Annotated in this window: 22 protein-coding genes; 12 read left to right on the forward strand and 10 right to left on the reverse strand. The window is 59.7% G+C overall.

Annotation, left to right across the window (positions count from 1 at the left end; genetic code table 11):
- Positions 1-2,597: retention module-containing protein (locus tag ACQRAX_RS05285; protein ID WP_427867728.1), on the reverse strand; the 2,597-nt coding region annotated here is incomplete at its 3' end.
- A gap of 56 nt (positions 2,598-2,653) precedes the next feature.
- On the opposite strand from ACQRAX_RS05285, the gene ACQRAX_RS05290 reads away from it, so the two are divergent.
- From ACQRAX_RS05290 to ACQRAX_RS05305, 4 genes are all read left to right on the forward strand, one after another.
- Positions 2,654-2,923 carry a hypothetical protein gene (locus ACQRAX_RS05290; protein ID WP_412038107.1) on the forward strand — a complete coding sequence of 90 codons (270 nt, stop codon included), beginning with the start codon at positions 2,654-2,656 and terminating at the stop codon, positions 2,921-2,923.
- Positions 2,924-3,115: 192 nt separating this feature from the next.
- Positions 3,116-4,489 carry a TolC family outer membrane protein gene (locus ACQRAX_RS05295; protein WP_412038106.1) on the forward strand — a complete coding sequence of 458 codons (1,374 nt, stop codon included), beginning with the start codon at positions 3,116-3,118 and terminating at the stop codon, positions 4,487-4,489.
- Between the two features lie 39 nt (positions 4,490-4,528).
- Positions 4,529-6,676: a type I secretion system permease/ATPase gene (locus ACQRAX_RS05300; RefSeq protein ID WP_412038431.1), complete on the forward strand. Its 2,148-nt coding sequence runs from the start codon at positions 4,529-4,531 to the stop codon at positions 6,674-6,676.
- Positions 6,677-6,687: 11 nt separating this feature from the next.
- Positions 6,688-8,043 carry an HlyD family type I secretion periplasmic adaptor subunit gene (locus tag ACQRAX_RS05305; RefSeq protein WP_412038105.1) on the forward strand — a complete coding sequence of 452 codons (1,356 nt, stop codon included), beginning with the start codon at positions 6,688-6,690 and terminating at the stop codon, positions 8,041-8,043.
- Between the two features lie 40 nt (positions 8,044-8,083).
- Here the strand turns inward: ACQRAX_RS05305 and ACQRAX_RS05310 are convergent, their stop codons facing one another.
- Both ACQRAX_RS05310 and ACQRAX_RS05315 read right to left on the reverse strand, forming a co-directional pair.
- A complete protein-coding gene (locus tag ACQRAX_RS05310) occupies positions 8,084-8,713 on the reverse strand; it encodes a tRNA-uridine aminocarboxypropyltransferase (protein ID WP_412038104.1) in 630 nt (209 codons plus the stop codon).
- 215 nt (positions 8,714-8,928) lie between these two features.
- Entirely contained in the window at positions 8,929-9,822 is an 894-nt protein-coding gene (locus ACQRAX_RS05315; RefSeq protein WP_412038103.1) for a LysR family transcriptional regulator, read from the reverse strand.
- Positions 9,823-10,044: 222 nt separating this feature from the next.
- Between ACQRAX_RS05315 and speB the strand changes: the two genes are divergently transcribed.
- Together speB and ACQRAX_RS05325 are read left to right on the forward strand one after the other, a co-directional pair.
- Positions 10,045-10,995 (forward strand): agmatinase, encoded by a 951-nt coding sequence (speB, locus tag ACQRAX_RS05320; RefSeq protein WP_045187509.1) that lies wholly within the window; start codon positions 10,045-10,047, stop codon positions 10,993-10,995.
- 144 nt (positions 10,996-11,139) lie between these two features.
- Complete coding sequence (locus tag ACQRAX_RS05325) at positions 11,140-12,519, forward strand: sodium:solute symporter (protein WP_412038102.1); 1,380 nt, start codon at positions 11,140-11,142, stop codon at positions 12,517-12,519.
- Between the two features lie 55 nt (positions 12,520-12,574).
- Here ACQRAX_RS05325 and ACQRAX_RS05330 read toward each other — a convergent pair whose 3' ends face one another.
- From ACQRAX_RS05330 to ACQRAX_RS05340, 3 genes are all read right to left on the reverse strand, one after another.
- A complete protein-coding gene (locus tag ACQRAX_RS05330) occupies positions 12,575-12,700 on the reverse strand; it encodes a PA1414 family protein (RefSeq protein ID WP_412038101.1) in 126 nt (41 codons plus the stop codon).
- 214 nt (positions 12,701-12,914) lie between these two features.
- Positions 12,915-13,841 carry a DMT family transporter gene (locus ACQRAX_RS05335; RefSeq protein ID WP_412038100.1) on the reverse strand — a complete coding sequence of 309 codons (927 nt, stop codon included), beginning with the start codon at positions 13,839-13,841 and terminating at the stop codon, positions 12,915-12,917.
- A 106-nt stretch (positions 13,842-13,947) separates the two neighbouring features.
- Positions 13,948-14,340 (reverse strand): transcriptional regulator, encoded by a 393-nt coding sequence (locus ACQRAX_RS05340; RefSeq protein ID WP_412038099.1) that lies wholly within the window; start codon positions 14,338-14,340, stop codon positions 13,948-13,950.
- 119 nt (positions 14,341-14,459) lie between these two features.
- Between ACQRAX_RS05340 and ACQRAX_RS05345 the strand changes: the two genes are divergently transcribed.
- A complete protein-coding gene (locus ACQRAX_RS05345; RefSeq protein ID WP_412038098.1) occupies positions 14,460-14,729 on the forward strand; it encodes a hypothetical protein in 270 nt (89 codons plus the stop codon).
- 41 nt (positions 14,730-14,770) lie between these two features.
- Here the strand turns inward: ACQRAX_RS05345 and ACQRAX_RS05350 are convergent, their stop codons facing one another.
- Positions 14,771-16,096: a DEAD/DEAH box helicase gene (locus tag ACQRAX_RS05350; RefSeq protein WP_412038097.1), complete on the reverse strand. Its 1,326-nt coding sequence runs from the start codon at positions 16,094-16,096 to the stop codon at positions 14,771-14,773.
- 141 nt (positions 16,097-16,237) lie between these two features.
- Here ACQRAX_RS05350 and ACQRAX_RS05355 point away from each other — a divergent pair, with 141 nt between their 5' ends.
- Positions 16,238-17,539, forward strand: a complete 1,302-nt coding sequence (locus tag ACQRAX_RS05355; protein WP_412038096.1) for a mechanosensitive ion channel family protein — start codon at positions 16,238-16,240, stop codon at positions 17,537-17,539.
- Here the strand turns inward: ACQRAX_RS05355 and ACQRAX_RS05360 are convergent.
- The 3 genes from ACQRAX_RS05360 to ACQRAX_RS05370 form a co-directional block, all read right to left on the reverse strand.
- Positions 17,480-18,358, reverse strand: a complete 879-nt coding sequence (locus ACQRAX_RS05360) for a carboxylate/amino acid/amine transporter (protein WP_412038095.1) — start codon at positions 18,356-18,358, stop codon at positions 17,480-17,482. The two genes, ACQRAX_RS05355 and ACQRAX_RS05360, sit on opposite strands and share 60 nt — an antisense overlap.
- Positions 18,359-18,548: 190 nt before the next feature.
- Entirely contained in the window at positions 18,549-19,148 is a 600-nt protein-coding gene (locus ACQRAX_RS05365) for an FMN-dependent NADH-azoreductase (RefSeq protein WP_412038094.1), read from the reverse strand.
- Positions 19,149-19,296: 148 nt separating this feature from the next.
- Positions 19,297-19,611, reverse strand: a complete 315-nt coding sequence (locus tag ACQRAX_RS05370) for a 3-phosphoglycerate kinase (protein WP_412038093.1) — start codon at positions 19,609-19,611, stop codon at positions 19,297-19,299.
- Between the two features lie 49 nt (positions 19,612-19,660).
- Between ACQRAX_RS05370 and ACQRAX_RS05375 the strand changes: the two genes are divergently transcribed.
- The 4 genes from ACQRAX_RS05375 (at position 19,661) to ACQRAX_RS05390 (ending at position 23,859) form a co-directional block, all read left to right on the forward strand.
- Positions 19,661-20,584 carry a LysR family transcriptional regulator gene (locus ACQRAX_RS05375; protein ID WP_412038092.1) on the forward strand — a complete coding sequence of 308 codons (924 nt, stop codon included), beginning with the start codon at positions 19,661-19,663 and terminating at the stop codon, positions 20,582-20,584.
- Positions 20,585-20,597: 13 nt separating this feature from the next.
- Entirely contained in the window at positions 20,598-21,410 is an 813-nt protein-coding gene (locus tag ACQRAX_RS05380; RefSeq protein ID WP_412038091.1) for an alpha/beta fold hydrolase, read from the forward strand.
- Complete coding sequence (locus ACQRAX_RS05385; RefSeq protein WP_412038090.1) at positions 21,404-21,961, forward strand: peptidylprolyl isomerase; 558 nt, start codon at positions 21,404-21,406, stop codon at positions 21,959-21,961. Before ACQRAX_RS05380 ends, ACQRAX_RS05385 begins: the two co-directional genes overlap by 7 nt.
- A gap of 65 nt (positions 21,962-22,026) precedes the next feature.
- Positions 22,027-23,859, forward strand: a complete 1,833-nt coding sequence (locus ACQRAX_RS05390) for an ABC transporter ATP-binding protein (protein ID WP_412038089.1) — start codon at positions 22,027-22,029, stop codon at positions 23,857-23,859.
- Positions 23,860-23,886 lie beyond the last annotated feature (27 nt).

The raw sequence follows: 23,886 nt of genomic DNA on the forward strand, positions 1-23,886 counted from the left end.
AGCTTGCCGTAGGTGCCCTCGATGGACTGCGGTGTGATCGGTCCACTGGCGATGCGGTCGGCGCCTTGGGTGTCGTTAGTCAGCACGTTACCGGTTAGGGTCAACTGATGCTCGGTGGCGGTGGTGCTGTTGGTATCGTTGAAAGCTTGCGGCGCATCATCGACGATATTCACATTGATCGTGCCGTTGGCTGTGCTGCCATCGGTGTCAGTGGCGACTACTGCAAAGTTCTCGCTCAGGGTGGTGCCATCACCAGTGCTATGCGATTCGTTGTCGAGCAGCGTGTAGGTGTAAGTCACCACGCCCGTGCTGGCGTTATAGCCGGTAATGGTCAGGGTGTTGCCTTCAGGCGTGGTGGCAGATTGCGGGAAGCCCACCGCGTTGCCGCCACTGACGACGGTAATGCCACCGACGGTCAAGGTTTGCAGGCCATCGGGCGCCGTCACCGTGAAGCTACCGCCCTGGGTCAATGCGGGCCCATTAGGGTTGCTGCCATCGCCAAGATTTTTCTCGTAGACCGTCAGTTCGCCGCCTTCAACATTCAGGCCGTTGAGAGTGATTGGGTCATTGAGGTTGTTAACATTGAGCTTCAACGTCGCTGTGCTGCTGTCGCCATCAGAATCTTTGAGGGTGTAGGTAAACGTCTCGATGCCGGTGCCGCCACCATGCAGACTGACGAAGTCTGGATCAGCTGAGTTCAGGGTGTAGGTGTAGGAACCGTCCGCAGCGAGTACCAATTTGCCGTAGATACCCTCAATGGTCTGCGGCGTTATCGGCCCACTCGCGATACGGTCTGCACCCTGGATATCGTTAGTCAGGACGTTGCCTGTCAAGGTCAGATGGTTCTCGGTAGCCGTGACCGCATTGGTGTCGGCAACTGCCGTCGGCACATCATCGACAATCGTGACGTTGACGTTAAGGCTGGCACTGCGGCCATCGGCGTCGGCGGCAGTGACCGCCAGCGTTTCGCTCATGTTGTTGATGCCATCACCACTGGCATGACCTTCGCGGCCTTGCAGGGTAAAGCTGAAGGACACCTCCCCGGTGAGCGGGTTATAGGTAATAGACAGCTTGTTACCGAGACCGGTGGTGGTAGTTTGTGGAGAAGTGACGGCTACGCCATTGCTGATCAGGTTGATCCCGCCAACAGTCAGTGATTGCAGGCCATCGGCAGCGCTGACTTTGAAGGTGCCGCTACGGCTCAGCGCCGCCGCATCTGGGCTGCTGCCGTCAGCGAGGTTTTTCTCGTAAAAGGTCAGTGCTCCACCATTGATACTCAATCCGCCAATAACCACCGGGTCATCGATGTTGGTGACATTGAGCACCAGGTTGGCGGTACTGGTGTCGCCGTCGGCATCCTTGAGGGTGTAAGTGAAGGTCTCGATACCACTGCCACCACCGTGCAGCTTAATGAAATCCGGATCAGCACTGTTCAGCGTATAGGTGTAAGAGCCGTCGGCGGCCAACACCAGTGTGCCGTAGGTGCCAGTGAAGGTGCCGGCGGTGATCGGCCCGGAGGCGATCCGATCCGCACCTTGCACATCATTGCTCAACACATTGCCGGTCAGCGTCAGCTGATTCTCGCTGGCACTGAGAGCATTGCTGTCATCCACTGCCTGCGGTGTGTCGTCAATAACATTGATATCCAGCGAGCCACTGGCGACATCACCATCGGTATCACTGACCGAGACGCTGATGCTCTCACCCAGCCCGTTGGCACCGTCACCGCTCGGGTGCGTTTCAGCACCGGTCAAGGTGTAGCTGTAGCTGACCACTCCGGTCGCCGCATCGTAACCGGTGATGGTCAGCACGTTGCCAAGGCCGGTGGTGATCGATTGGCCAACTCCGGTCACAGCCCCCGCGGTGACGATGTTGATGCCACCAACGTTGAGGTTGAATACCCCATCCGGTGCTACCACGGTAAAACTGCCGGTTTGGGTTAACGCCGCCGGGGTGTTGGTCGAGCCTTGGGGCAAATTGGCTTCGTTCAGCGACAACTCACCGCCTTGTACCTGCAGGCCTTCGAGGGTGACCGGGTTATCTACCACCGGCGGCACCAGTGGCGGCGGTGGCAGCTCATTGTTGTTATTCAGGTCGCCGAGATCAAGGTCGCGCAACTCTGCAAAGCCATTGAAACCCGCCGTCGGGAAGCCAATCTCTGGCGCGACCCGCCCAGCCACTTCATTGAGCAGAACGAAAGAGTGACCACCACCCAGCGCCCCCGGGGCCCCGCCACTGCCAGGGCCGGCCGCAGTCGGATCGGCTTCCTGACTCGGGTCGGCACCAGCTGCGATGGCTTGCTGGAGTTTCTCGACATCGGTCAGTTGTGCCTGACTTGGGGTGAGTGCTTCAGGTGCATCGACATGCGGCGCCTGGTTATCGAGCAACTGCGGTGAAAGTGCCAGGCTGCTGTCGCGGCCCAGAGTCAATTCGGCACCGTTTTGCAGATGAACGGCAACGGCACCAGCTGAGCCTGTCTGCAATTGCTCGCCGGCAAACAGCCGGTCACCTTCGCTCAGCGCCCGACGTGTGCCGTCAGTGGCGACGGCAAAGACCTCTCCGACTACTTTGCTGACAATACCGATTAACTTGGCCATGAGCGCTTTCCTCCGCTGCGGAACGGTTTTTCGCAGAAAAGCACTCTGAATCTCGCGTGGTCGGCCCGCAGCGCTTGCCTTGGACCAATACCCGGAAAGCGCTGCAAGCGCCGGTGGATTTCAATGAAATCAACACCTTCGCTGTGCTCGCACTCGGTGAACGTGAAAAACCGCAGTGGCTATTTGGCATCTGCCAAAAATTTGTCGCCAATCTACGCTCTTTCTCCATCCCCTCCGCTACATCCGTGCCCTTTGCCGCAAAAAAAATTGAACTTTTTCTGGCGCCCGAAAAATGCACCCCAGACCTGAATCAATGGGTCGCCTGATATGAACAATGTCGTGGATTCCTTAGACCGCATAAGTTTTTTTTCGCATAACTCTTATGAAAAATTCTTCTTAGCTCGCCCTATAAATGTTCTTAGCTCTGTTGTTACAAGCCTGAAACGGTTTGACCTTAAAAGTTCGTCAATTTTATGACGACAGCAACACATAAATTAGAGATCAGGGAGAAGTACCCCATGCGCGTTTTGACCCCCATCACCAGTGCAATTCTTTTGGCCATGGCATGCGCCAATGCTCAGGCGATGTCGATTACGGAAGCTGTACAAAGCGCCGTGGACCAACATCCTGAGATCAATGCCAGCCGCAACAATCGCTTGTCTGCCGACGAAGACGTCAACGTTGCCAAGGGCGGTTGGTACCCACGCGTCGACCTGATTGCCGGCTATGGGCGGCAAAAATCGGACAACACCAATACCCGCGGCTTCAATGCCGACGGCACACGCAATCACAACACCGAAACGCTGAATTACACCCAGTCCGACCTGCGCTTGCGGCAGATGCTGTTTGACGGATTCAGCACCTCAAACGAAGTCGGGCGTACCGAAGCGGTGGTCAACTCCCGCGCCTACTACACCCAGGCCACTGCCCAGAGCATCGGTCTACGTGCCATCGAGGTGTACCTGGAAGTGCTCAAACGCCGTGAGCTGGTGACCCTGGCCAAGAACAACCTGCAGGCCCACCTGCGCGTCAACGACCAGATCGGCTTGCGCAGCGAGCGTGGTGTCGGCAGTACTGCCGACCTTGATCAGTCCACCGCCCGTCGTGCCCTGGCAGAAAACAACCTGTACACCGCCGAAGTCGACCTGGCCGATGCCGAAGCCAACTTCTACAGTGTCATCGGTCGCGTCCCTGACGAGCTGGAAACGCCGGTGACGATCAAGGGAGAAATGCCGCAAAGCCTGATCGATGCGCGTCAGGACATGCTCGAACACAACCCCTACCTGAAGTCGGCTCAAGCTGATGTGCAAGCAGCCGAGCAGCAGTACGAAGTGGCCAAGTCACCGTTCTATCCGCGCCTGGATGCTGTGTTGGCCACTGGCGCCAACAACAACACCGCCGGCCAGGTCGGTCACGACAACAACGACTGGCAAGCCGGCGTCGAGCTTAGTTACAACTTGTTCCGTGGCGGCAGCGACAAGGCCCGCCTGCAATCCGATGCACACAAGATCAACCAGGCGATGGACATTCGCAACAATGCCCTGCGCACCCTCAACGAGGACCTGGCACTGTCGTGGAACGCCATGACCAACGCCCGCAAGCAGACCCCGACTGCCCGCGAATACGCCGACACCACCACCCGCGTGCGCGCCGCCTACCAGGACCAGTTCGGCCTCGGTCAACGAACCCTGCTCGACCTGCTCGACAGTGAAAACGAGCTGTACAACGCCAACCGCCGCTACACCGAGGTGCGCTACATCGAAGAATTCTCGATGTACCGGGTGATGGCCAACATGGGTGAGCTGCTGAACAAGCAGCGCATCTCGCTGCCGCCTGAGGCCATCGCCAAGACTGAAGTGAGGAGCGAAGCACGTTTGCCCGACATGCGCTAAGCCCTCTATCCGCGGCAGGAGTAGGCCATTGTGACCAGCATGCAACCTGCGAGCTCGGCAGCGGATCCGCGCCTGAGTTTCGATGATCCGTTACTCGATGGCTTGTTGATCCTCTGCAAGCTGCATGGTTGCACAGTCAGCCGCGCTGGCCTGAGCGCCGGTCTGCCCTTGGCCCAGCAACGCCTGAGCCTCGACCTGCTGCCACGGGCTGCCGCCCGCGCCGGTTTGCAGGCACGGGTACTGCGCCGGGAACTGACGGCAATCTCCAAGCTCAACCTGCCAGTGCTATTGCTGCTCAAGGAAGGCCGTTGCGCGGTACTGCGGCGTTGGGGCGAAGACGGCCAGGCGCTGATCCTGCCCAGCGAAGCAGAAGGTGGCGAGCAGTGGGTCAGTCGCGAAGAACTGCTTGAGGCCTACAGCGGTGAAGCATTGTTCGCCCGCCCCCGGCATGAGCTTGAAGACCTGCGCACGCCGTTGATGCCACGGGTCAATGCCTGGTTTCGCGATACGCTCAAGCAGTCGCGTTGGCTGTACAGCGATGCCGTACTGGCCAGCCTGTTGATCAACCTGCTCGGTTTGATGGTGCCGCTGTTCGTCATGCAGACCTACGACAGAGTGGTGCCCAACCAAGCGATCTCGACCCTGTGGGTACTGGTGATCGGCTTGTTGGTCGGCACCCTGTTCGAGTTGATTCTGCGCGTGGTCCGCGCGCACCTGCTGGATCAAGCGGGAAAGAAGACTGATCTGATCCTCTCGGCGACGCTGTTCGAGCGCATCACCGGCATGTCGATGAAAGCCCGACCGGCGACCGTCGGCGGATTTGCACAAAGCATCCATGACTTTCAGGGGCTGCGCGAATTTCTCACCGCAGTGACCCTGACCAGTGTCATCGACCTGCCGTTCGTGGTGCTGATGCTGCTGGTGATCGGCCTGCTCGGCGGCTGGCTGGTGGTGATTCCGCTGGTTGCCTTTCCGATCACCATCCTCTTTGCCCTGTTCATCCAGATACGGCTACGCGACACCGTGCAAAAAAGCCTGACCCTCGGCGCGGTGCGCCAGGCCTTGCTGATCGAAACCCTCGGAGGCCTGGAAACCCTCAAAGCCTGCAGTGCCGAGAGCGAACGCCAGTACCAGTGGGAAACCACCCACGGTGCCCTCACCCGCCTCGACGCCCACGCACGCAACCTGTCGGCACTGGCCACCAACGGCACGCTGTTCATTCAACAGTTCTGCGGCATGGCCACTATTGTCGCCGGGGTCTACAGCATCATTGCCGGCAACCTCAGCGTCGGTGCCCTGGTCGCCAGCTATATGCTCGGCAGTCGGGTGCTGGCCCCACTGGGGCAGATCGCCGGGCTGATCACCCGCTATCAGCAGGCGCAGTTGACCATGCGCAGCACCGACGCGCTGATGGCCTTGCCGCAGGAGCGCCAAACCGGCCAGCAGCCCTTGGAGCGCACCCAGCTGCGCGGCGCCATTGATGTCAGCCATGTCAGCTTTCGCTATGCCGGACAGAACGCCGCAGCCCTCAATGCGGTGAGTTTCAGCGTCAAGCCTGGCGAGCGTATCGGCATCATCGGCCGCAGCGGCTCGGGCAAAAGCACCCTGGCGCGGCTGTTGATGGGCTTTTACGCCCCGGATGACGGGCAGATCCTGCTCGACAATCTCGATCTGCGCCAACTCGACATCGCCGACTTGCGCAACCAGGTCGGCTACGTGGCCCACGACCTGCCGCTGCTGGCTGGCAGCCTGCGTGACAACCTCACCCTCGGCGCGCGCTATGTCAGCGATGCGCGCATGCTTGAAGTCGCCGAACTGACGGGCGTCAGTGAGCTGGCGCGCCAGCATCCACAAGGCTTCGAGCGCCCCGTGGGCGAGCGTGGCCAGCTGCTTTCCGGTGGTCAGCGCCAGGCGGTGTTGCTCGCCCGGGCGATGCTCCTGGAACCGCCGATCATGCTTCTCGACGAACCCACCAGTCACATGGACAACGCCAGCGAAGACCAGCTGCGCCAGCGCCTGCATGGCTGGGTTGAAGGCAAGACGCTGCTGCTGGTCACGCACCGGACCTCGATGCTCAGTCTGGTTGACCGTCTACTGGTCCTGGACAACGGCAAGGTAGTGGCCGATGGGCCAAAAGAAGCGGTTATCGATGCATTGCGCAAAGGCCGGGTTGGTACGGCCATCTAGGGGGTCCCGTCATGTCCATCGGTCAAGGCCTGAGCAGTTACTTGCAGAGTTTCGGCAAGACCGCCGAGCGCGACTTCATGCCGGATGTGGCCGGTGCCACCTTGCAGGATTCGCCGCGCCTGTCGCGCATCACTGTGTGGCTGACTGCCGCCTTGCTGCTGACGGCCCTGCTCTGGGCCTGGCTTGCCGTGCTGGACGAAGTCACCATGGGTGAAGGCAAGGCCATTCCGTCGAGCAAGGTTCAGGTAATCCAGAACCTGGAAGGCGGCATCGTCACTGAAATTTTTGTCCGCGAAGGGCAAATGGTCAACAAGGGCGATACCTTGCTGCGCCTGGATGACACCCGTTTCCAATCCAACAAGGGTGAAAGTGAAGCTGATCGCTATGCCCTCACCGCTCAGGTCGAACGCCTTTCAGCCGAAGCGGAGGGGCGACCCTTCCAGGTCTCTGAAGCGGTGCGCAGCAAGGCGCCACAAGTGGCTGAAGACGAGTTGTCGTTGTATCAATCCCGGCAACGGCGCCTGACCAGCGAGAAACAGACGCTCAATGAACAACTGCGGCAGAAAACCCAGGAGCTTGCCGAGTTTCGCTCCAAGGCCGAGCAATACCGCTCGGCGCTGGGTTTGCTGCAGCAGGAACTGAATATGTCAACACCGCTGGTGGGCACCGGGGCGATCTCACCGGTGGAAATTCTGCGCCTCAAACGCAGCACGGTGGAGGCCCGTGGTTCGCTGAATGCCACCACCCTGGCGATTCCCCGCGCCGAGGCGGCCGTGGCAGAGATCAAGAGCAAGATCGAAGAATCGGAAGCAGGCTTTCGCTCGGAAGCCGCCAAGGAACTCAACGAAAAACGAACTGACCTGTCGAAAATCACCGCCTCCAGCATCGCCATCGATGACCGAGTCTCGCGTACCACGGTGGTCTCGCCAGTGCATGGCATCATCAAGCTGCTCAAGGTCAACACCATTGGCGGCGTAGTCCAGCCGGGCAGCGACCTGCTGGAGATCGTGCCGTTGGAGGACAACCTGCTGATCGAAGCCAAGGTGCGCCCACAGGACGTGGCGTTCCTGCACCCGGGCCAGGCGGCGATGGTCAAGTTCAGTGCTTACGACTACACCATTTATGGCGGGCTCAAAGCCAAGCTGGAGCTGATCAGCGCCGACACCGTAACCGACGACAAAGGCAATGCCTTTTACCTGATCCAGGTGCGCACCGACAAAAATCATCTGGGGGGCGACAACAAGCCGTTGCTGATCATTCCTGGCATGACCGCCACGGTGGACATCATCACCGGGCACAAGAGCGTGCTTGATTACTTGCTCAAGCCGGTGCTCAAGGCGCGAACTGAAGCCATGCGTGAGCGATGAGTCCGCTGGGCTGACCCGAGCATCTGGAAATCAACATCAATCACTGTGGGGGGGCGGCCTTGTCGGCGATCGGACGCACATGATTACGTTCGTAGGTTTCGCGCCCCATCGCCGCAATCTGACCCTCGATCAACGCGTCGAATGGCGTTAACAAGCCATCGAAACAGGCTGGCGCCTCCAGCACATTCAAGGCCTGCACCACCGCCTCCAAGGTCGACAACGCCCCTTCAGCCGGGGCCTTGCGCAAGCGGTAACGCGAGGGCAGCACCTGCGCCAGCGTCACCCGCGGCAAAGCCGCCAGCAACGGATTGCAGTGCAGCAACTTGCTCGCCTTGCGCCAGGTGCCATCCGGCACCACCAGCAACCACGGACGTTGGTCAGGGTCCTTGGTATAAGCAGCCAGCGGCCGGGCATCTTCACCCGGAAACAACAAGGCACTGCGATACCCCGGCACTTCAATCAATGGTGCCAGATCGTCGAATGTCTCACCCACCCGCAACTGTGCATTGCGCAGGCCCAACGCAGCCAGTTTCGCGGTATTGAGGGCATGGCGCACTTCGCTGGGATGCTGCAATAACAGCACCCGGGTGCGGCTGGCGAGAGACGGGATCAACGGGCAAAGGCAATGGGCTTGTGGGCGCAGGCAGCGCTCACATTGAATTCTGGACATCGGGTTCTCCTGGGCAAATGAAGTGTGCCACAGCATTCCCGCAAAAAGCCCACTTCCCTGTGGGAGAGACAAAAAGATTCAGTGAGTGAAACGCGTGACCAAGCCGCATAGTTCATCAGCCAAGTCAGTAAGGTTTAGCAGAGCACATGCAGCATTGTGAGCGGCTTTCCCGAAAAATATTCAGCGCTGATTAAATTTTCCAGGCAAGCGTTCGTTCATGTAGGTGTGAGCTGCGCCTTGAGCAAATCGCGGAAGGTCTGAATCAACGGTTCACGATTTCGTCCGCGACGAATGATCATCGAAAACGGCGCCTGATAGCCAAAAGTCGCCGGTGACAACACGCGTAAATCGCCCTTGTCGGCCCAGGCCTGGGCATAGTGTTCTGGCAGGTAGCCGATGTAGGCACCGGACAACACCAGAATCAGTTGTGCCTCCATGCTTTCCACTGTCGCCGCACTGTGTTTGAAGCCGTGGCGGGCCAGTTCGGCCTGACTCCAGTAACCGCGCCCGACCATACGCTGCTGAGTGATGACCTGCTCGGGAATGCGTCGCTCGTGATACAGCGGATGGCGGTTGCTGCAGTACAACCAGTGTTGTTCACGGTACAACGGTTGATAGACCAGCCCGCTCATGCGTGTGGAAAACGCGCCGATGGCCAGGTCCAGGCGATTGTCCTGGACCCCCAATTGCAGTTCATAAGGGCTCGAAACCGAGAGGTGCAGGTGCACCGCCGGGTGTTCCTGGCTATAGGCACCAATGGCCTCGGCCAGCGGCAAGGCCCGATCGCCTACGGTCGAGTCGATCACGCCCAGGTTAAGCGTTCCGCGCAGCTCACCCTTGAGCGCTGCGGCGTACTGCTCGAAGCCATCCATTTCCGCCAGCAGGCGCAGGGTTTCCTGATGGAACAGCTCACCCTTGCTGGTCAGGCTGAAGCCCCCTCGTCCGCGGTGGCAGAGGACGATACCCAGCGCCCCTTCCAGCTGGCTCATGTAAGTGCTGATGGCTGAGGTCGAGAGGTTGAGTTCGCGCTGGGCGTTGGCGAAGCCCTGGTGGCGCACAACGCTGACAAAAATGCGCAGGAGTTTCAGGTCAGGCAGTGCAGAAGCCATGGTCTATGGGGTCCGAAAGGCGGCGAATGGCAAAAGTCTAACCAGTTCCCTGCCGTTAGTTTAGAAAAACCTGAACTAAGTATTTGTCTGTAGCGATTCTTTTTGCCCACTACCTTTTGCAGACTCTGCCGCAATGCACCTGCTTGCTGGCATTTTTTGTGTTCTCCACGCCAGCCAGACAGGTTCTAACAACTAAAACAATCGAATCGATGAGGCCCGACCGTGGACAAGATTCTGCACCAACCACTGGGCGGCAACGAAATGCCGCGCTTCGGCGGCATCGCCACCATGCTCCGTCTCCCTCACCTGCAAAGCGCCGAAGGCCTCGATGCGGCCTTCATCGGCATCCCCCTGGACATCGGTACCTCGCTGCGCTCCGGCACCCGTTTCGGCCCACGGCAGATCCGTGCCGAGTCGGTGATGATCCGTCCCTACAACATGGCCACTGGCGCCGCCCCCTTCGATTCGATGTCGGTAGCCGATATCGGTGACGTGGCGATCAACACCTTCAACCTGCTTGACGCTGTGCGCATCATCGAAGAAGCCTACGACGAAATCCTCGAACACAACGTCATCCCTATGACCATGGGTGGCGACCACACCATTACCCTGCCGATCCTGCGGGCGATCCACAAGAAGCACGGCAAGGTCGGCCTGGTGCACATCGATGCCCACGCGGATGTCAACGATCACATGTTCGGTGAGAAGATCGCCCACGGCACCACTTTCCGCCGCGCAGTGGAAGAAGGCCTGCTGGATTGCGACCGCGTGGTGCAGATCGGCTTGCGCGCCCAGGGCTATACCGCTGAGGACTTCAACTGGAGCCGCAAGCAGGGCTTCCGTGTAGTCCAGGCTGAAGAATGCTGGCACAAATCCCTTGAGCCGCTGATGGCTGAAGTGCGCGAAAAAGTCGGCGGTGGCCCTGTGTACTTGAGCTTCGACATCGATGGTATCGACCCGGCCTGGGCGCCAGGCACCGGCACCCCTGAAATCGGTGGCCTGACCACCATCCAGGCAATGGAAATCATCCGTGGCTGCCAGGGCCTGGACCTGATCGGTTGCGACCTGGTAGAAGTCTCGCCCCCTTACGACACCACCGGCAACACCTCGTTGCTCGGTGCCAACCTGCTGTACGAAATGCTCTGTGTCTTGCCGGGCGTTGCTCGCCGCTGACCGACAGGCACCAGGAGCTACAACGAGGCAGGAGCCATGTTCGCCGGGTCGCACACGCGAACCGTGCAGTAGACGAATGACCGGTGCCAGGCTTGCCTGGCGCCAGGATCGATCTCACCATAATAAAGATAATCGGAGACCCCCATGGCCTTAGACTTATTCGTTGTCTTGATCTACGCGGCCGGCATGCTTGCACTTGGCTACTACGGCATGCGCCGGGCAAAAACCCATGAAGACTATTTGGTGGCCGGACGTAACCTGGGCCCCAACCTGTATATGGGCACCATGGCCGCCACGGTACTGGGCGGCGCCTCGACTGTGGGTACGGTAAAACTGGGTTACGTCCACGGTATCTCCGGCTTCTGGCTGTGCGCGGCGCTGGGCCTGGGCATCATTGCCCTGAACCTGTTCCTGGCCAAACCCCTGCTGCGGTTGAAGATCTTCACCGTGACCCAAGTGCTCGAACAGCGCTACAACCCCATGGCCCGTCAGGCCAGCGCCGTCATCATGCTGGCCTACGCGCTGATGATCGCCGTGACCTCGACTCTGGCTATCGGCACCGTCCTGCAAGTACTGTTCGAGATGCAGTTCTGGGCCGCGATCCTGCTTGGTGGTGGCGTTGTCGTCGTGTACTCGACCATCGGTGGCATGTGGTCGCTGACCCTCACCGACATCGTTCAGTTCGTGATCAAGACCGTTGGCCTGATGTTTGTCCTGCTGCCAATCTGCCTGTACCGCGTGGGCGGCTGGGACGAATTGGTTGCCAAGCTGCCGGCGTCGAGCTTCAGCCTGACCACCATCGGCTGGGACACCATCATCACCTACTTCCTGATTTACTTCTTCGGCATCCTCATCGGCCAGGACATCTGGCAACGGGTGTTCACCGCCCGTGACGAGAAAGTCGCCAAGCGCGCCGGTACCACTGCAGGTATCTATTGCGTGATCTACGGTCTGGTGTGTGCGGTGATCGGTATGGCGGCCCACGTGCTGCTGCCGGATCTGGCCAACGCCAACAACGCCTTTGCCGCGATCGTCAAATCCGCCCTGCCTGATGGTATCCGCGGCCTGGTGATTGCTGCGGCACTGGCCGCGATGATGTCCACAGCCAGTGCTGGCCTGCTGGCAGCCTCGACTGTACTCACCGAAGACCTGCTGCCCAAGTTGCGGGGTGGCAAGCAGTCGAGCCTGGCGATCAACCGTCTGTTCACCTTGCTCACCGGTATCTGCGTACTGGGTATCGCCCTGGTGGTCGAAGACGTGATCAGCGCCCTGACCCTGGCCTATAACCTGTTGGTCGGCGGTATGCTGGTGCCGTTGATCGGTGCTATTTACTGGAAGCGGGCGACCACTGCCGGGGCAATCACCAGCATGACTCTGGGCTTTGTCACGGCATTGGTATTCATGCTCAAAGACGGGATGGATGCCAACACCCCGATCTACTACAGCCTGACGATCGCGCTGGTCAGCTTTGTTGTGGTAAGCCTGATGTCTCGCCGTCCGGCGGGTGCAGTAAACCTGGCCTAATCAAGGCCAATGCTGGCCGTCGCATCACCCTGATGCGGCGGCCCTGGCGAGGCGCCTAGCGACGTGGCTGGCGCTTGCGCTGTTCCTCATCGGTAGGGATCGGCACCGGCTGCAACGGTGGTGGAATCAAGCCCAAGGCCGCAGCCAAGTCATGAAGCCAGTTGAACAGATTATTTGTCATAACTCCCCCTTACGGGTCAGCCTGCACGGCGTTTCAATCCTGCGATGCTTCATACAGATCATAGTCCTATGTCGTACTTTACGCATGCTCATGGACTACAAGTTGGGGGCAAGTTTGATCTTGATCAAGCCCTGACTACCCCCTCCTGTCGGTGTAACTGTTTCCCCTTGTTGCAGTTCAATCCAGGCACGGTGTAAACCAGGATGCCAGCAGGCTAACCGAGCAGGCTGCGCAAACGTCGGCGCACCCACTGCTCAGCACTGACCAGAGTCACCCCCAGCAGCACCATCACCGCGCCGAGAACAAAGTTCAGGCTCAGCGGCTCATCCAGCAACAGCACGCCAAAGGTCACCCCGAACAAGGGTGTGATGAAGGAAAACACCGCCAGGTTCGAAGCCAGGTAGCGCCGCAGCAACCAGAACCAGGTCAGGTAACTGAAGAACGACACGATCAGCCCCTGAAACAACAGGCTGCCAATCGATACCGGGGTGAAGTGCACTTGGGTGACCTGACCACTGAGGGTGGCGATCAGCAACAACCCGACGAAGCCGACAGCCAGTTGATAGAACAACGTCAAGGTCGCTGGAGCCTCCGACAGCCGCGAGCTTCGCACCACTACCGTGGTTGCTCCCCAGGCCAGGCCGGCCAACACCCCAAAGGCATCCCCCAGGAGCATGCGACTGTCCATCTGCGCGAATGCCCCACCGCCAGCAAAGGCATAGGCGATGCCACCAAAGGCCAGCACAATGCCCAGCCATTGCAATGGCCGTAAGCGCTCGCTGGGCAGCAGCCAGTGCAGGCCCAGGGCGGTAAACACCGGTGCGGTATAGAGGAACACCGACATATGCGCCGCCGATGTCAGCTTCAGGCCTTCAGCGATGAACAAAAACTCCACACCGAACAGCGCACCCGCCAGCAGACCGCCTTTCCAGGTATGCGGGACTTGATCCCAGCCGCCACGCCAACAGATCAGCAGGCCAACCAGCACTGCCGCCATGCCGGACCGCAAGGCCTGCTGCATCACCGGTGCAATATCGGCAGCAGCCAACTTGATCATCACTTGCTGTATGCCCCAGATCAGGCACAGCACCAGCATTACTTGCAGGGCAAAAGCATCGGTATTGCGACGGGTGGCGCTCATTGCGGGCACCCGCTATCAGCTAACGGCATGGCAGCGTCTCGGCAGCAGTGGATCCAACGCCGATTATCAGCGGCTGCAGGGACTCATTACCAGCCTTGTGTTGCCATCAGGCAATTTGCGGCCTCGATGCCAACTGGTCGAATGTCACTTGGTCGAGCGCATCCTCCTGCTCATCGAGCACCTGGCGCGGGTGATCGTTGCCCGGAATGCTACTGTCGATCAGGCTGAGCAGGCGCGAACCGCGGGCGGTCAGCACAAAGTTCTCGCCATTGCCGCCCTGATCCTCAGGCCGGCTTTCAATGAAACCACGGTCGAACAGCAGCTTCTCGTATTCACAGGCACGGGTTTTCAGGTGATCCAGCTCCGGTACCGGCTCGCCCTTGGCGGCCAGCGCAGCGGCATGCTGTTCGGCATAGGGGCGCGGGGTGAAGCTGTGACCGGCACTGTTCTGCACTTCGTGCAGCAGGCGCTCGATCAGGTCCCAGTCGTAGGTGATCATCGGCATGACCTCAGCTAAGGGTGTGTAAGGTTGTGACCGGCGCCAGACGCTGCGGTTCGACTGAACTTTGCCGGGGCTTTCGCCCTCAACCGCAGACGAATGCCACGGGAGCCGCAACCATGAAGACCCTATTGAACATCGCTGCCGCCGCCAGCCTGCTGCTAGCCCTGCCCAGCTGGGCATGCACCCTTGAGGAAGCCACACAGAAACGTGAAGAATTGGCCAAGGAAGTCACACGACTGACGGAACAAAATCCGCAGAAGGCCAAAGAGATCAATGACGAGTTGCAAGACATGAAGCTCGACAGCGCCAGCAAAGACCTGCCGGACAAATGCCAACTGATCGACAAGCGCCTGCAGGAACTGCGGACAGCAGAGAAGAAGGTTTAAATCGGCGATGACGCCCGAATGGGCGCCATCAATGCATAACCTTACTCGGCAGTTGGAGCCGGCTTGCGGCGCTTGAGCGGCGCCAGACCATCAGCGCTGGCCAACGGTGCGTTAGGCTTCGGTTTGGCTGTTGGCTTGCGCTTGGCCACGACTTTCTTGTCGCCCTTCTTGTCAGCCTTTTTCTTCTTCACGCCGGCAGCCTTACCAGAGGCCTTGACCTTCTTCGGCCCGGTGTAGGTGCCTTTAACTTCTTTGATCACCCGGCGCTCGAAGCTCTGCTTCAGGTAGCGCTCGATACTCGACATCAGGTTCCAGTCGCCGTGGCAGATCAGCGACACCGCCAGGCCTTCGTTACCGGCACGGCCAGTGCGGCCAATACGGTGCACGTATTCGTCGCCGCTGCGCGGCATGTCGAAGTTGATCACCAGATCCAGGCCGTCAACGTCCAGGCCACGGGCCGCGACATCGGTGGCCACCAGCACCTTGGCGCCGCCCTGCTTCAGGCGCTCGATAGCCAGCTTGCGGTCTTTCTGGTCCTTGTCACCGTGCAAGACGAAGGCTTTGATGTCCTTGGCCACCAGGTGACCGTAGATGCGGTCTGCCATGACCCGCGTATTGGTGAAGATGATCGCCTTCTGGTAGGTCTCGTTGGCCAGCAGCCACTGGATGATCTGTTCTTTGTGCTGGTTGTGGTCAGCGGTAATGATCTGCTGACGGGTACCGTCGTTGAGCTGGCTGACGGTGTTGAGCATCAGGTGTTCCGGATCTTTGAGCACCTTGCCGATCATGTCGCGCAGGCCGGCGCCGCCGGTGGTGGCGGAGAACAGCAGGGTTTGCTCGCGGTTCGGGCACTCGCCGCACAGACGCTCGACGTCTTCGGAGAAACCCATGTCGAGCATACGATCAGCTTCGTCGAGGACAACCACTTGTACATGCTCAAGCTTCAGGTTGCCGGCATTGAGCTGCTCAAGCATACGGCCTGGGGTGCCGACCAGGATGTCCGGCACCTTGCGCAGCATGGCGGCCTGTTCCTTGAAGTCTTCACCGCCGGTGATCATCCCGGCCTTGATGAAGGTGAACTGGGCAAAACGCTCGATTTCCTTCAGGGTCTGCTGAGCCAGCTCACGGGTTGGCAGCAACACCAAGGCGCGGATCTCGACCCGTTTCTGCTTCAGGTCGACCAGGCGGTTGAGCACAGGCAGTACGAAGGCAGCGGTTTTGCCACTCCCGGTTTTCGCCGTCACCCGCAGGTCACGCCCCTGCAACGCCAGGGGAATGGCGGCCGCCTGCACCGGAGTCGGCTCTTCGAAGTTCAATGCAGCAACGGCTTTGAGCAGGCGTTCGTGCAGGGCGAATTGGGAAAACACGGGTGTACCTCGGGCATGTGCAGAAATTCAGCCGTATAGGGTAACGTTTTCCGAGGCTAACGCCGAATTTCTTTTGGCATTGATGCACCTTTCCGCGCTCTAATAACCCCTCACTTTCAAATCGGACACGTCAACTACCGCATGGCTATTGAACAGTTCTGGCAAAACGCCCTCGATCTCTGGGGCACCCTCGATCAACATCCCGTGCTGCACGCAGGCCTTGGGCTGGGCGTTCTGCTGGTCATCGCGCTGGTGCTCGGGCGGGTGGCACGTTTTCTGATCCTTCACGCGGTCAAGCTGCTGAGCCGACAGCCGGCTGTGCATTGGCTCAACGACCTCCTGAATAACAAGGTTTTCCACCGCCTGGCGCAAATGACGCCGTCACTGGTGGTGCAGTTCGGCCTGAAACTGGTTCCGGAGCTCAATGCCACCAGCCAGCATTTCCTTGGCAACGTGGCGCTGGCCTTCACCATCCTGTTCCTGGTCCTGGCCGTCAGCGCCCTGCTCGATGCCTTGCTGGACATCTACGCACGCACCGAACACGCCCGCACCCGCTCGATCAAAGGCTATGTGCAGCTGGCGAAGATGGTCTTGTTCATCTTTGGCGCAATCATCATCGTCGCCACCCTGATCGACCGCTCGCCGCTGTTGCTGCTGTCAGGCTTGGGTGCCATGTCGGCGGTGATTCTGTTGGTGTACAAGGACACCCTGCTGTCGTTCGTCGCCAGTGTGCAACTGACCAGCAACGATATGCTGCGGGTCGGTGACTGGATCGAGATGCCGCAAGTCGGCGCCGACGGCGACGTGGTGGATATCACCTTGCACACGGTCAAGGTGCAGAACTTCGACAAGACCATCGTCTCGATCCCCACCTGGCGCTTGATGTCCGAATCGTTCAAGAACTGGCGTGGCATGCAGCAATCAGGCGGGCGGCGGATCAAACGCAGCCTGTATATCGACGCTGGCGGTGTACGGTTCCTGACTGACAACGAAGAACAGCGCCTGGGCCAGGTTCACCTGCTGACCGACTACATCGCCCGCAAGCGCAGCGAACTCAAAGCCTGGAACGAGGCTCAGGGTAATGTCGCCGAGTTGTCCGCCAACCGTCGGCGCATGACCAACATCGGTACCTTCCGCGCCTATGCCCTGGCCTACCTGAAGAGTCACGCGGAAATCCAGCCGAACATGACCTGCATGGTCCGTCAGATGCAGACCACCGCTCAAGGCATCCCGCTGGAAATCTACTGCTTCACCCGGACCACCGCATGGGGTGATTACGAGCGGATCCAGGGTGACATCTTCGACTACCTGCTGGCAGTGATGCCGGAGTTTGGCCTGAGCCTGTACCAACAACCCAGCGGCACCGACCTGCGCGCCGGGCTGCTACCGGCGAGCCTGCCCCAGCAGCAACGGACGCTGACTGCCGAGACGACCGAGCCATAGTGAAGCCAGGATAATCGCCCCGCCGATGAACAACCTGCCCAGGGGCTCGTGCTGATTCCAGATCAGCAAGTTGAGCAGCAGCCCCACCGGCACATGCAGGTTGTTCATCACCGCCAGGGTCGCGCCGGACACCAGGCACGCGCCCTTGTTCCACCAGTACAAGCCCAATGCCGTCGGGCATAGCCCAAGGAACAGCAGCACCAGCCATTGCACGTCGGTGCTGGGCAGGTGCTGGGGGTTGCCGAACGCCAGGAACGCGGGCAACACCACCAACAAGGCGCCCAGGTAGAAGTAGCCAAAGCGCCGGTAGTGCGGCAGGTCACTGGGGTTGCGCGCGATCAGGTGACGGTACAGCACTTGGCCGGCGGCATAGGTAAAGTTGGCCAGTTGCAGCAGCAAGAAGCCGATAAAGAAGTCCGGGCTGATGCTGTCGAAACGAATGACTGCCGCCCCTGCGACCGCAACCAGTGCGGCCACCAGTGCCCAAGGGTTGAAACGCCGGTTCAGGGCATCTTCGATCAAGGTCACGTGCAACGGCGTGAGAATAGTGAACAGCAGCACTTCCGGCACAGTCAGCACCCTGAAACTCAGGTACAGGCAGACATAGGTGATGCCATATTGCAGCGCACCGATCAGCAGCATCGAGCGCATGAAACGCGGCTCGACCTGGCGCCAGCGGGTCAAGGGCAAAAACACCAGGCCGGCCAGCAGTACCCGTGCCAACACGGCGAAATAGCTGTCGACGTGCCCGGCCAGGTACTCGCCAATCAGGCTGAAGGAAAACGCCTGGATCAGCGCGACGATCAATAAATAGCCCATGTTTGCCCCTTGTTCTAGAGGCCGCGACATTAGCGGTTCGCGATATACCCGGCAACTGTAACGAACAAGACGGGCGTGCAACCCGCAGGGTTAGCTCGGGGCACAAAAAAGCCCGGCCATGCGCTATGCAGACCGGGCAGGTACACCCAAAGGAGCAACAGGTGTCAGACGGGAAAATTCAAGGGGCGGCTCAGGCCACTGCGGCCAGCTGAGCCTTAGCCTGGTTCAAGCCCTTCTCGTGGAAGTCACCGCCCAGATTCAAGCCTTCGGCGTGAATGAAGGTCACGTCGTGGATACCAATGAACGCCATCACCTGACGCAGGTAGGGTTCCTGATGATCCGTGGTGGCGCCAGCATGGATGCCGCCGCGGGCGGTGAGCATGTAGGCCTTCTTGCCGGTGAGCAGCCCCTGCGGGCCGGTTTCGGTGTACTTGAAGGTGACACCGGCGCGCAGCACGTGATCGAGCCAGGCTTTCAAGGTGCTTGGAATGGTGAAGTTGTACATCGGCGCGGCCAGCACCAGCACATCAGCGGCCAACACTTCATCGGTCAGTTCATTGGAGCGGGCCAGGGCCTGCAGCTCGTCTGCATTGCGCTGGTCTTCGGGCTTCATCCAGCCACCAAGCAGGTTGGCATCCAGGTGCGGTACCGGGTTGACGGCCAGATCGCGCAGCGTGATCTGGTCGTCAGGGTGGGCGACTTGCCACTGGCTGACAAAGTCACGGGTCAGTTGCCGGGAGATCGAATCCTGCTGGCGGGCGCTGCTTTCGATAACGAGTACACGGGACATGGGGTTGCCTCCATCGGCGAATGCGGTAAGTCGATGGAGGTAAGACTAAACAGTGAAGGATCGATTAAAAAGCGTAAAATTTCGCTGTAATCCATCAGTAAATTTGTTTTATTGTGTCGCTTCACTAACATCAACACGTAGCCGGTGCTTATTCCGGCTTGCAGTCCAATTTGATCCGCAGCTTGATGATCTCGCGGTTGAACTTGGCGGTGACATCCTTGCTCTGCTTGGCCGCCACCTGCACGCGACGCACCCTGGGGGCTTCCGGACCGTTTTGGAACCTCACTTTGCATTGCGCGGGTACTTCACCGTAATTGTTCAAGGTAATCGAGCCCATATCACGGTCGGTGTCATAGGTGGTGTAGTCAAGCTTGACGCCGTCGAGTTGCTTTTCCACCTCAATGGGGTAGGCCAGCGCCGTGAGCGGAAGCAGGGCCAGCAATACAGCACAACATTTCTTCATACGACGCTCTCCATGAAAGAGCGCCAGCTTAGGACAACAGGAGCCGAAGATGAAAGCGCCGCGCGTTACCCTGGATCAGTGGCGGACCCTGCAAGCAGTGGTCGATCACGGTGGATTTGCCCAGGCGGCCGAAGCGCTGCACCGCTCGCAATCGTCGGTGAGCTATACCGTGGCGCGCATGCAGGATCAATTGGGCGTACCGCTGCTGCGCATCGACGGGCGCAAGGCGGTGCTGACAGATGCCGGTAACGTCCTGCTGCGTCGCTCGCGGCAATTGGTCAAGCAGGCCAGCCAGCTGGAAGACCTGGCCCATCACATGGAACAAGGCTGGGAAGCTGAAGTGCGCCTGGTGGTCGACGCCGCCTACCCCAACGCCCGCCTGGTGCGCGCCTTGAGTGCATTCATGCCGCAGAGCCGTGGCTGCCGGGTACGTCTGCGCGAAGAGGTGCTGTCCGGTGTTGAAGAGGTACTTCAGGAAGGCATCGCGGACCTGGCGATCAGCGGCTTCAACATTTCCGGCTATCTGGGTACCGAGCTTAGCTCGGTGGAGTTCGTCGCGGTGGCCCATCCCGAGCACAGCCTGCATCGATTGGGCCGCGAACTGAGCTTCCAGGACCTGGAAAGCCAACTGCAAGTGGTCATTCGTGACTCGGGCCGCGCGCAACCCCTCGATGTAGGCTGGCTCGGCGCCGAGCAGCGCTGGACAGTCGGTAGCCTGGCCACCGCCGCCACCTTCGTCAGCAGCGGCCTGGGTTTTGCCTGGCTGCCGCGCCACCTGATTGAACGCGAACTGCGCGAAGGCGTGCTCAAGCCTCTGCCGCTGGATCAGGGTGGCAGTCGCCATCCACTGTTCTACCTTTACTCCAACAAGGACAAACCCTTGGGCCCGGCCACGCAGATTCTTATCGATTTGTTGCGCAACTTCGATACCGCACCGCTGGACGTGCCCTTCGCCGCTCCCGCCCAAGCCTGACAGGAATCACCCCATGGCCTATTTCGAACACGAAGGTTGCTCGTTGCATTACGAGGAATATGGCCAGGGTGAGCCCCTGGTGCTGTTGCATGGATTGGGTTCGAGCTGCCAGGACTGGGAAATGCAGGTGCCGACACTTGCCCGCCACTACCGGGTGATCCTCATGGACATCCGCGGTCATGGCCGCTCTGACAAACCCCGCGAGCGCTATAGCATTCAAGGTTTCAGCGCCGACCTGCTAGCCCTGCTCGAACAACTGCAAAGCGGCCCGGTGCATCTGGTTGGCCTATCCATGGGGGGCATGGTCGGCTTTCAGTTCGCCGTTGATCATCCCGAATGGTTACGCAGCCTGTGCATCGTCAACAGTGCCCCGCAGGTCAAACGTCGAACCCGCCAGGAGTGGATCTTTTGGGCTCAGCGCTGGACCATGGCGCGCCTGTTAAGTCTTGAAGCTATCGGCAAAGGCCTGGCCGCCCGCTTGTTTCCTAAGCCCGAGCAAGCCGACCTGCGCCGCAAGATGGCTGAGCGCTGGGCGAAAAACGACAAACGCGCTTACCTGGCCAGCTTCGATGCCATTGCCGGTTGGGGCGTCAGCGAACGCCTGGGGCAGATCCGCTGTCCTACGCTGGTCATCAGCGCCGACCATGATTACACCCCGGTAGACCTCAAGGAGCGCTACGTGCGCCTGATTCCTCAGGCGCGACTGGCGGTCATCGAAGATTCCCGGCACGCTACGCCCCTGGATCAACCTCAAATTTTCAATCAGACGCTGCTGCACTTTCTGGCGGCGTCCACTACCTCTCAAGGAACATTGAGCCCATGCTGAAAAAACTCCTGCTCGCCACCTGCTCGGTCGTTTTCGCCACCAGCCTGATGGCTGCCGAAAAAGCACCACACGTATTGTTCGACACCAGCTTCGGCCAGATCGAAGTGGAACTGGACCCGGTCAAGGCGCCGATTAGCAGCAAGAACTTCCTCGAGTATGTGGATAGCGGCTTCTACAACAACACCATTTTCCACCGCGTGATCCCAGGCTTCATGGCCCAGGGTGGCGGTTTCACCAAGCAGATGGTGCAAAAGCCAACCAAGGATCCGATCCGCAACGAAGCCAGCAACGGCCTGAAAAACGTCCGCGGCACACTGTCGATGGCGCGTACGTCCAACCCCAACTCGGCCACCAGCCAGTTCTTCATCAACGTTGCGGACAACGCCTTCCTCGATCCGGGTCGTGACGCCGGTTACGCAGTATTTGCCAAAGTGGTCAAAGGCATGGACGTGGTCGATCAGATCGTCAATTCGCCTACTACGGTCAAGAAAGGCATGCGCGATGTGCCGGTTGACCCAGTGCTCATCAAGTCGGCCAAACGCGTCGACTGACCCAAGGTTTCACAGGGACGTGAACCAAGGCCTTAGGGTCGCAGCAAACAGGAGTTGCCCTTTTCATGTTGTATCGCCGTTTCGAAAAGCTGATCGATATCTTTCGTGAAGCACCCAGTGCGTCGCCTCCGACGACGGTGCTGCCGTTCTACCTGTACTACCTGCGCCAGGTTTGGCCCAGCTTTGCCGCGCTGCTGGTGGTCGGCCTGATCGGCGCGCTGATCGAAGTGGCACTATTCAGTTACCTGAGCCGGATCATCGATCTGGCCCAGGGCACGCCCAACATTCATTTCTTCAGCGAACATGCTGGCGAACTGATCTGGATGCTGGTAGTGGCGCTGTTCCTGCGCCCGGTGTTCGTTGGCTTGCACGACCTGCTGGTACACCAGACCATCAGCCCCGGCATGACCAGCATGATCCGCTGGCAAAACCACACTTATGTGCTCAAGCAGAGCCTGAATTTTTTCCAGAGCGATTTCGCCGGGCGCATTGCCCAACGCATTATGCAGACCGGCAACTCGCTGCGTGACTCAGCCGTGCAGGCGGTGGACGCACTGTGGCATGTGCTGATCTATGCGATCAGTTCGCTGGTGCTGTTTGCCGAGGCCGACTGGCGCCTGATGCTGCCACTGATCAGCTGGATCCTCTGTTACATCGGCGCGCTCTACTACTTCGTGCCGCGGGTCAAAGCCCGTGCAGTGATTTCTTCGGATGCGCGCTCCAAGCTCATGGGGCGCATCGTCGATGGCTACACCAACATTGCCACCCTGAAACTCTTTGCCCACACCGACTTCGAGCAGCAATACGCGCGCGAAGCCATCAGCGAACAGACCGAAAAGACCCAGCTCGCCTCCCGTGTAATCACCAGCATGGACGTGGTCATCACCAGCCTCAACGGCTTGCTGATCGTCACCACCACCGGCCTGGCGCTGTGGCTGTGGACCCAGTCACTGATCAGCGTAGGTGCCATTGCCCTGGCCACCGGGCTGGTCATTCGTATCGTCAACATGTCCGGCTGGATCATGTGGGTGGTCAACGGCATCTTCGAAAACATCGGCATGGTTCAGGATGGCCTGCAAACCATTGCCCAGCCGGTTAGCGTCACTGACCGCCCTCACGCCCCGCAGCTCAACGTCGAACGCGGTGCGGTGAAGTTCGAGAACGTTGGCTTTCACTATGGTAAAAGCAGCCGGATCATCGATGACCTGGACCTGGACATCCGCCCCGGAGAGAAAATCGGCCTGATTGGCCCGTCAGGTGCCGGCAAATCGACCCTGGTCAACCTGCTGCTGCGCCTGTACGACCTGGAAAGTGGGCGCATCCTGATCGATGCCCAGGACATTGCCCAAGTCACTCAAGCCAGCCTGCGCGCGCAGATCGGCATGATCACCCAGGACACCTCGCTGCTGCACCGTTCGATTCGCGAGAATCTGTTGTATGGACGGCCGGATGCCAACGAAGAGGAACTTTGCGAGGCGGTACGCCGGGCCCGTGCCGACGAGTTCATCCCTCAGTTGTCCGATGCACAGGGGCGCACTGGATTTGATGCCCATGTCGGTGAGCGCGGAGTCAAGCTTTCGGGTGGCCAGCGCCAGCGCATTGCCATCGCCCGGGTGCTGCTCAAGAACGCGCCGATCCTGATCATGGACGAGGCCACCTCGGCGCTGGACTCAGAGGTCGAAGCGGCGATCCAGGAAAGCCTCGAGACACTGATGCAGGGCAAGACGGTGATCGCTATCGCCCACCGGCTCTCGACCATTGCCCGTATGGATCGTTTGGTGGTGCTGGAGAAAGGCCGGATTGCCGAGATGGGCAGCCATGCTGAACTGTTGGCGCATCAGGGGTTGTATGCACGGCTTTGGCATCACCAGACTGGCGGGTTTGTCGGGATTGACTGAGTACGGGGTGAGCTGATCGCCGGCAAG

The organism is Pseudomonas sp. UM16, assembly GCF_050312595.1.
GTDB lineage: Bacteria > Pseudomonadota > Gammaproteobacteria > Pseudomonadales > Pseudomonadaceae > Aquipseudomonas.

What these genes read in the sequence shown, in the direction of transcription:
- ACQRAX_RS05295 (WP_412038106.1), top strand. Translation starts at nt 3,116, where the DNA reads ATGCGCGTTTTGACCCCCATCACCAGTGCAATTCTTTTGGCCATGGCA.
- ACQRAX_RS05300 (WP_412038431.1), top strand. Translation starts at nt 4,529, where the DNA reads ATGCAACCTGCGAGCTCGGCAGCGGATCCGCGCCTGAGTTTCGATGAT.
- ACQRAX_RS05305 (WP_412038105.1), top strand. Translation starts at nt 6,688, where the DNA reads ATGTCCATCGGTCAAGGCCTGAGCAGTTACTTGCAGAGTTTCGGCAAG.
- ACQRAX_RS05310 (WP_412038104.1), bottom strand. Translation starts at nt 8,713, where the DNA reads ATGTCCAGAATTCAATGTGAGCGCTGCCTGCGCCCACAAGCCCATTGC.
- ACQRAX_RS05315 (WP_412038103.1), bottom strand. Translation starts at nt 9,822, where the DNA reads ATGGCTTCTGCACTGCCTGACCTGAAACTCCTGCGCATTTTTGTCAGC.
- ACQRAX_RS05325 (WP_412038102.1), top strand. Translation starts at nt 11,140, where the DNA reads ATGGCCTTAGACTTATTCGTTGTCTTGATCTACGCGGCCGGCATGCTT.
- ACQRAX_RS05330 (WP_412038101.1), bottom strand. Translation starts at nt 12,700, where the DNA reads ATGACAAATAATCTGTTCAACTGGCTTCATGACTTGGCTGCGGCCTTG.
- ACQRAX_RS05335 (WP_412038100.1), bottom strand. Translation starts at nt 13,841, where the DNA reads ATGAGCGCCACCCGTCGCAATACCGATGCTTTTGCCCTGCAAGTAATG.
- ACQRAX_RS05340 (WP_412038099.1), bottom strand. Translation starts at nt 14,340, where the DNA reads ATGATCACCTACGACTGGGACCTGATCGAGCGCCTGCTGCACGAAGTG.
- ACQRAX_RS05345 (WP_412038098.1), top strand. Translation starts at nt 14,460, where the DNA reads ATGAAGACCCTATTGAACATCGCTGCCGCCGCCAGCCTGCTGCTAGCC.
- ACQRAX_RS05355 (WP_412038096.1), top strand. Translation starts at nt 16,238, where the DNA reads ATGGCTATTGAACAGTTCTGGCAAAACGCCCTCGATCTCTGGGGCACC.
- ACQRAX_RS05360 (WP_412038095.1), bottom strand. Translation starts at nt 18,358, where the DNA reads ATGGGCTATTTATTGATCGTCGCGCTGATCCAGGCGTTTTCCTTCAGC.
- ACQRAX_RS05365 (WP_412038094.1), bottom strand. Translation starts at nt 19,148, where the DNA reads ATGTCCCGTGTACTCGTTATCGAAAGCAGCGCCCGCCAGCAGGATTCG.
- ACQRAX_RS05370 (WP_412038093.1), bottom strand. Translation starts at nt 19,611, where the DNA reads ATGAAGAAATGTTGTGCTGTATTGCTGGCCCTGCTTCCGCTCACGGCG.
- ACQRAX_RS05375 (WP_412038092.1), top strand. Translation starts at nt 19,661, where the DNA reads ATGAAAGCGCCGCGCGTTACCCTGGATCAGTGGCGGACCCTGCAAGCA.
- ACQRAX_RS05380 (WP_412038091.1), top strand. Translation starts at nt 20,598, where the DNA reads ATGGCCTATTTCGAACACGAAGGTTGCTCGTTGCATTACGAGGAATAT.
- ACQRAX_RS05385 (WP_412038090.1), top strand. Translation starts at nt 21,404, where the DNA reads ATGCTGAAAAAACTCCTGCTCGCCACCTGCTCGGTCGTTTTCGCCACC.
- ACQRAX_RS05390 (WP_412038089.1), top strand. Translation starts at nt 22,027, where the DNA reads ATGTTGTATCGCCGTTTCGAAAAGCTGATCGATATCTTTCGTGAAGCA.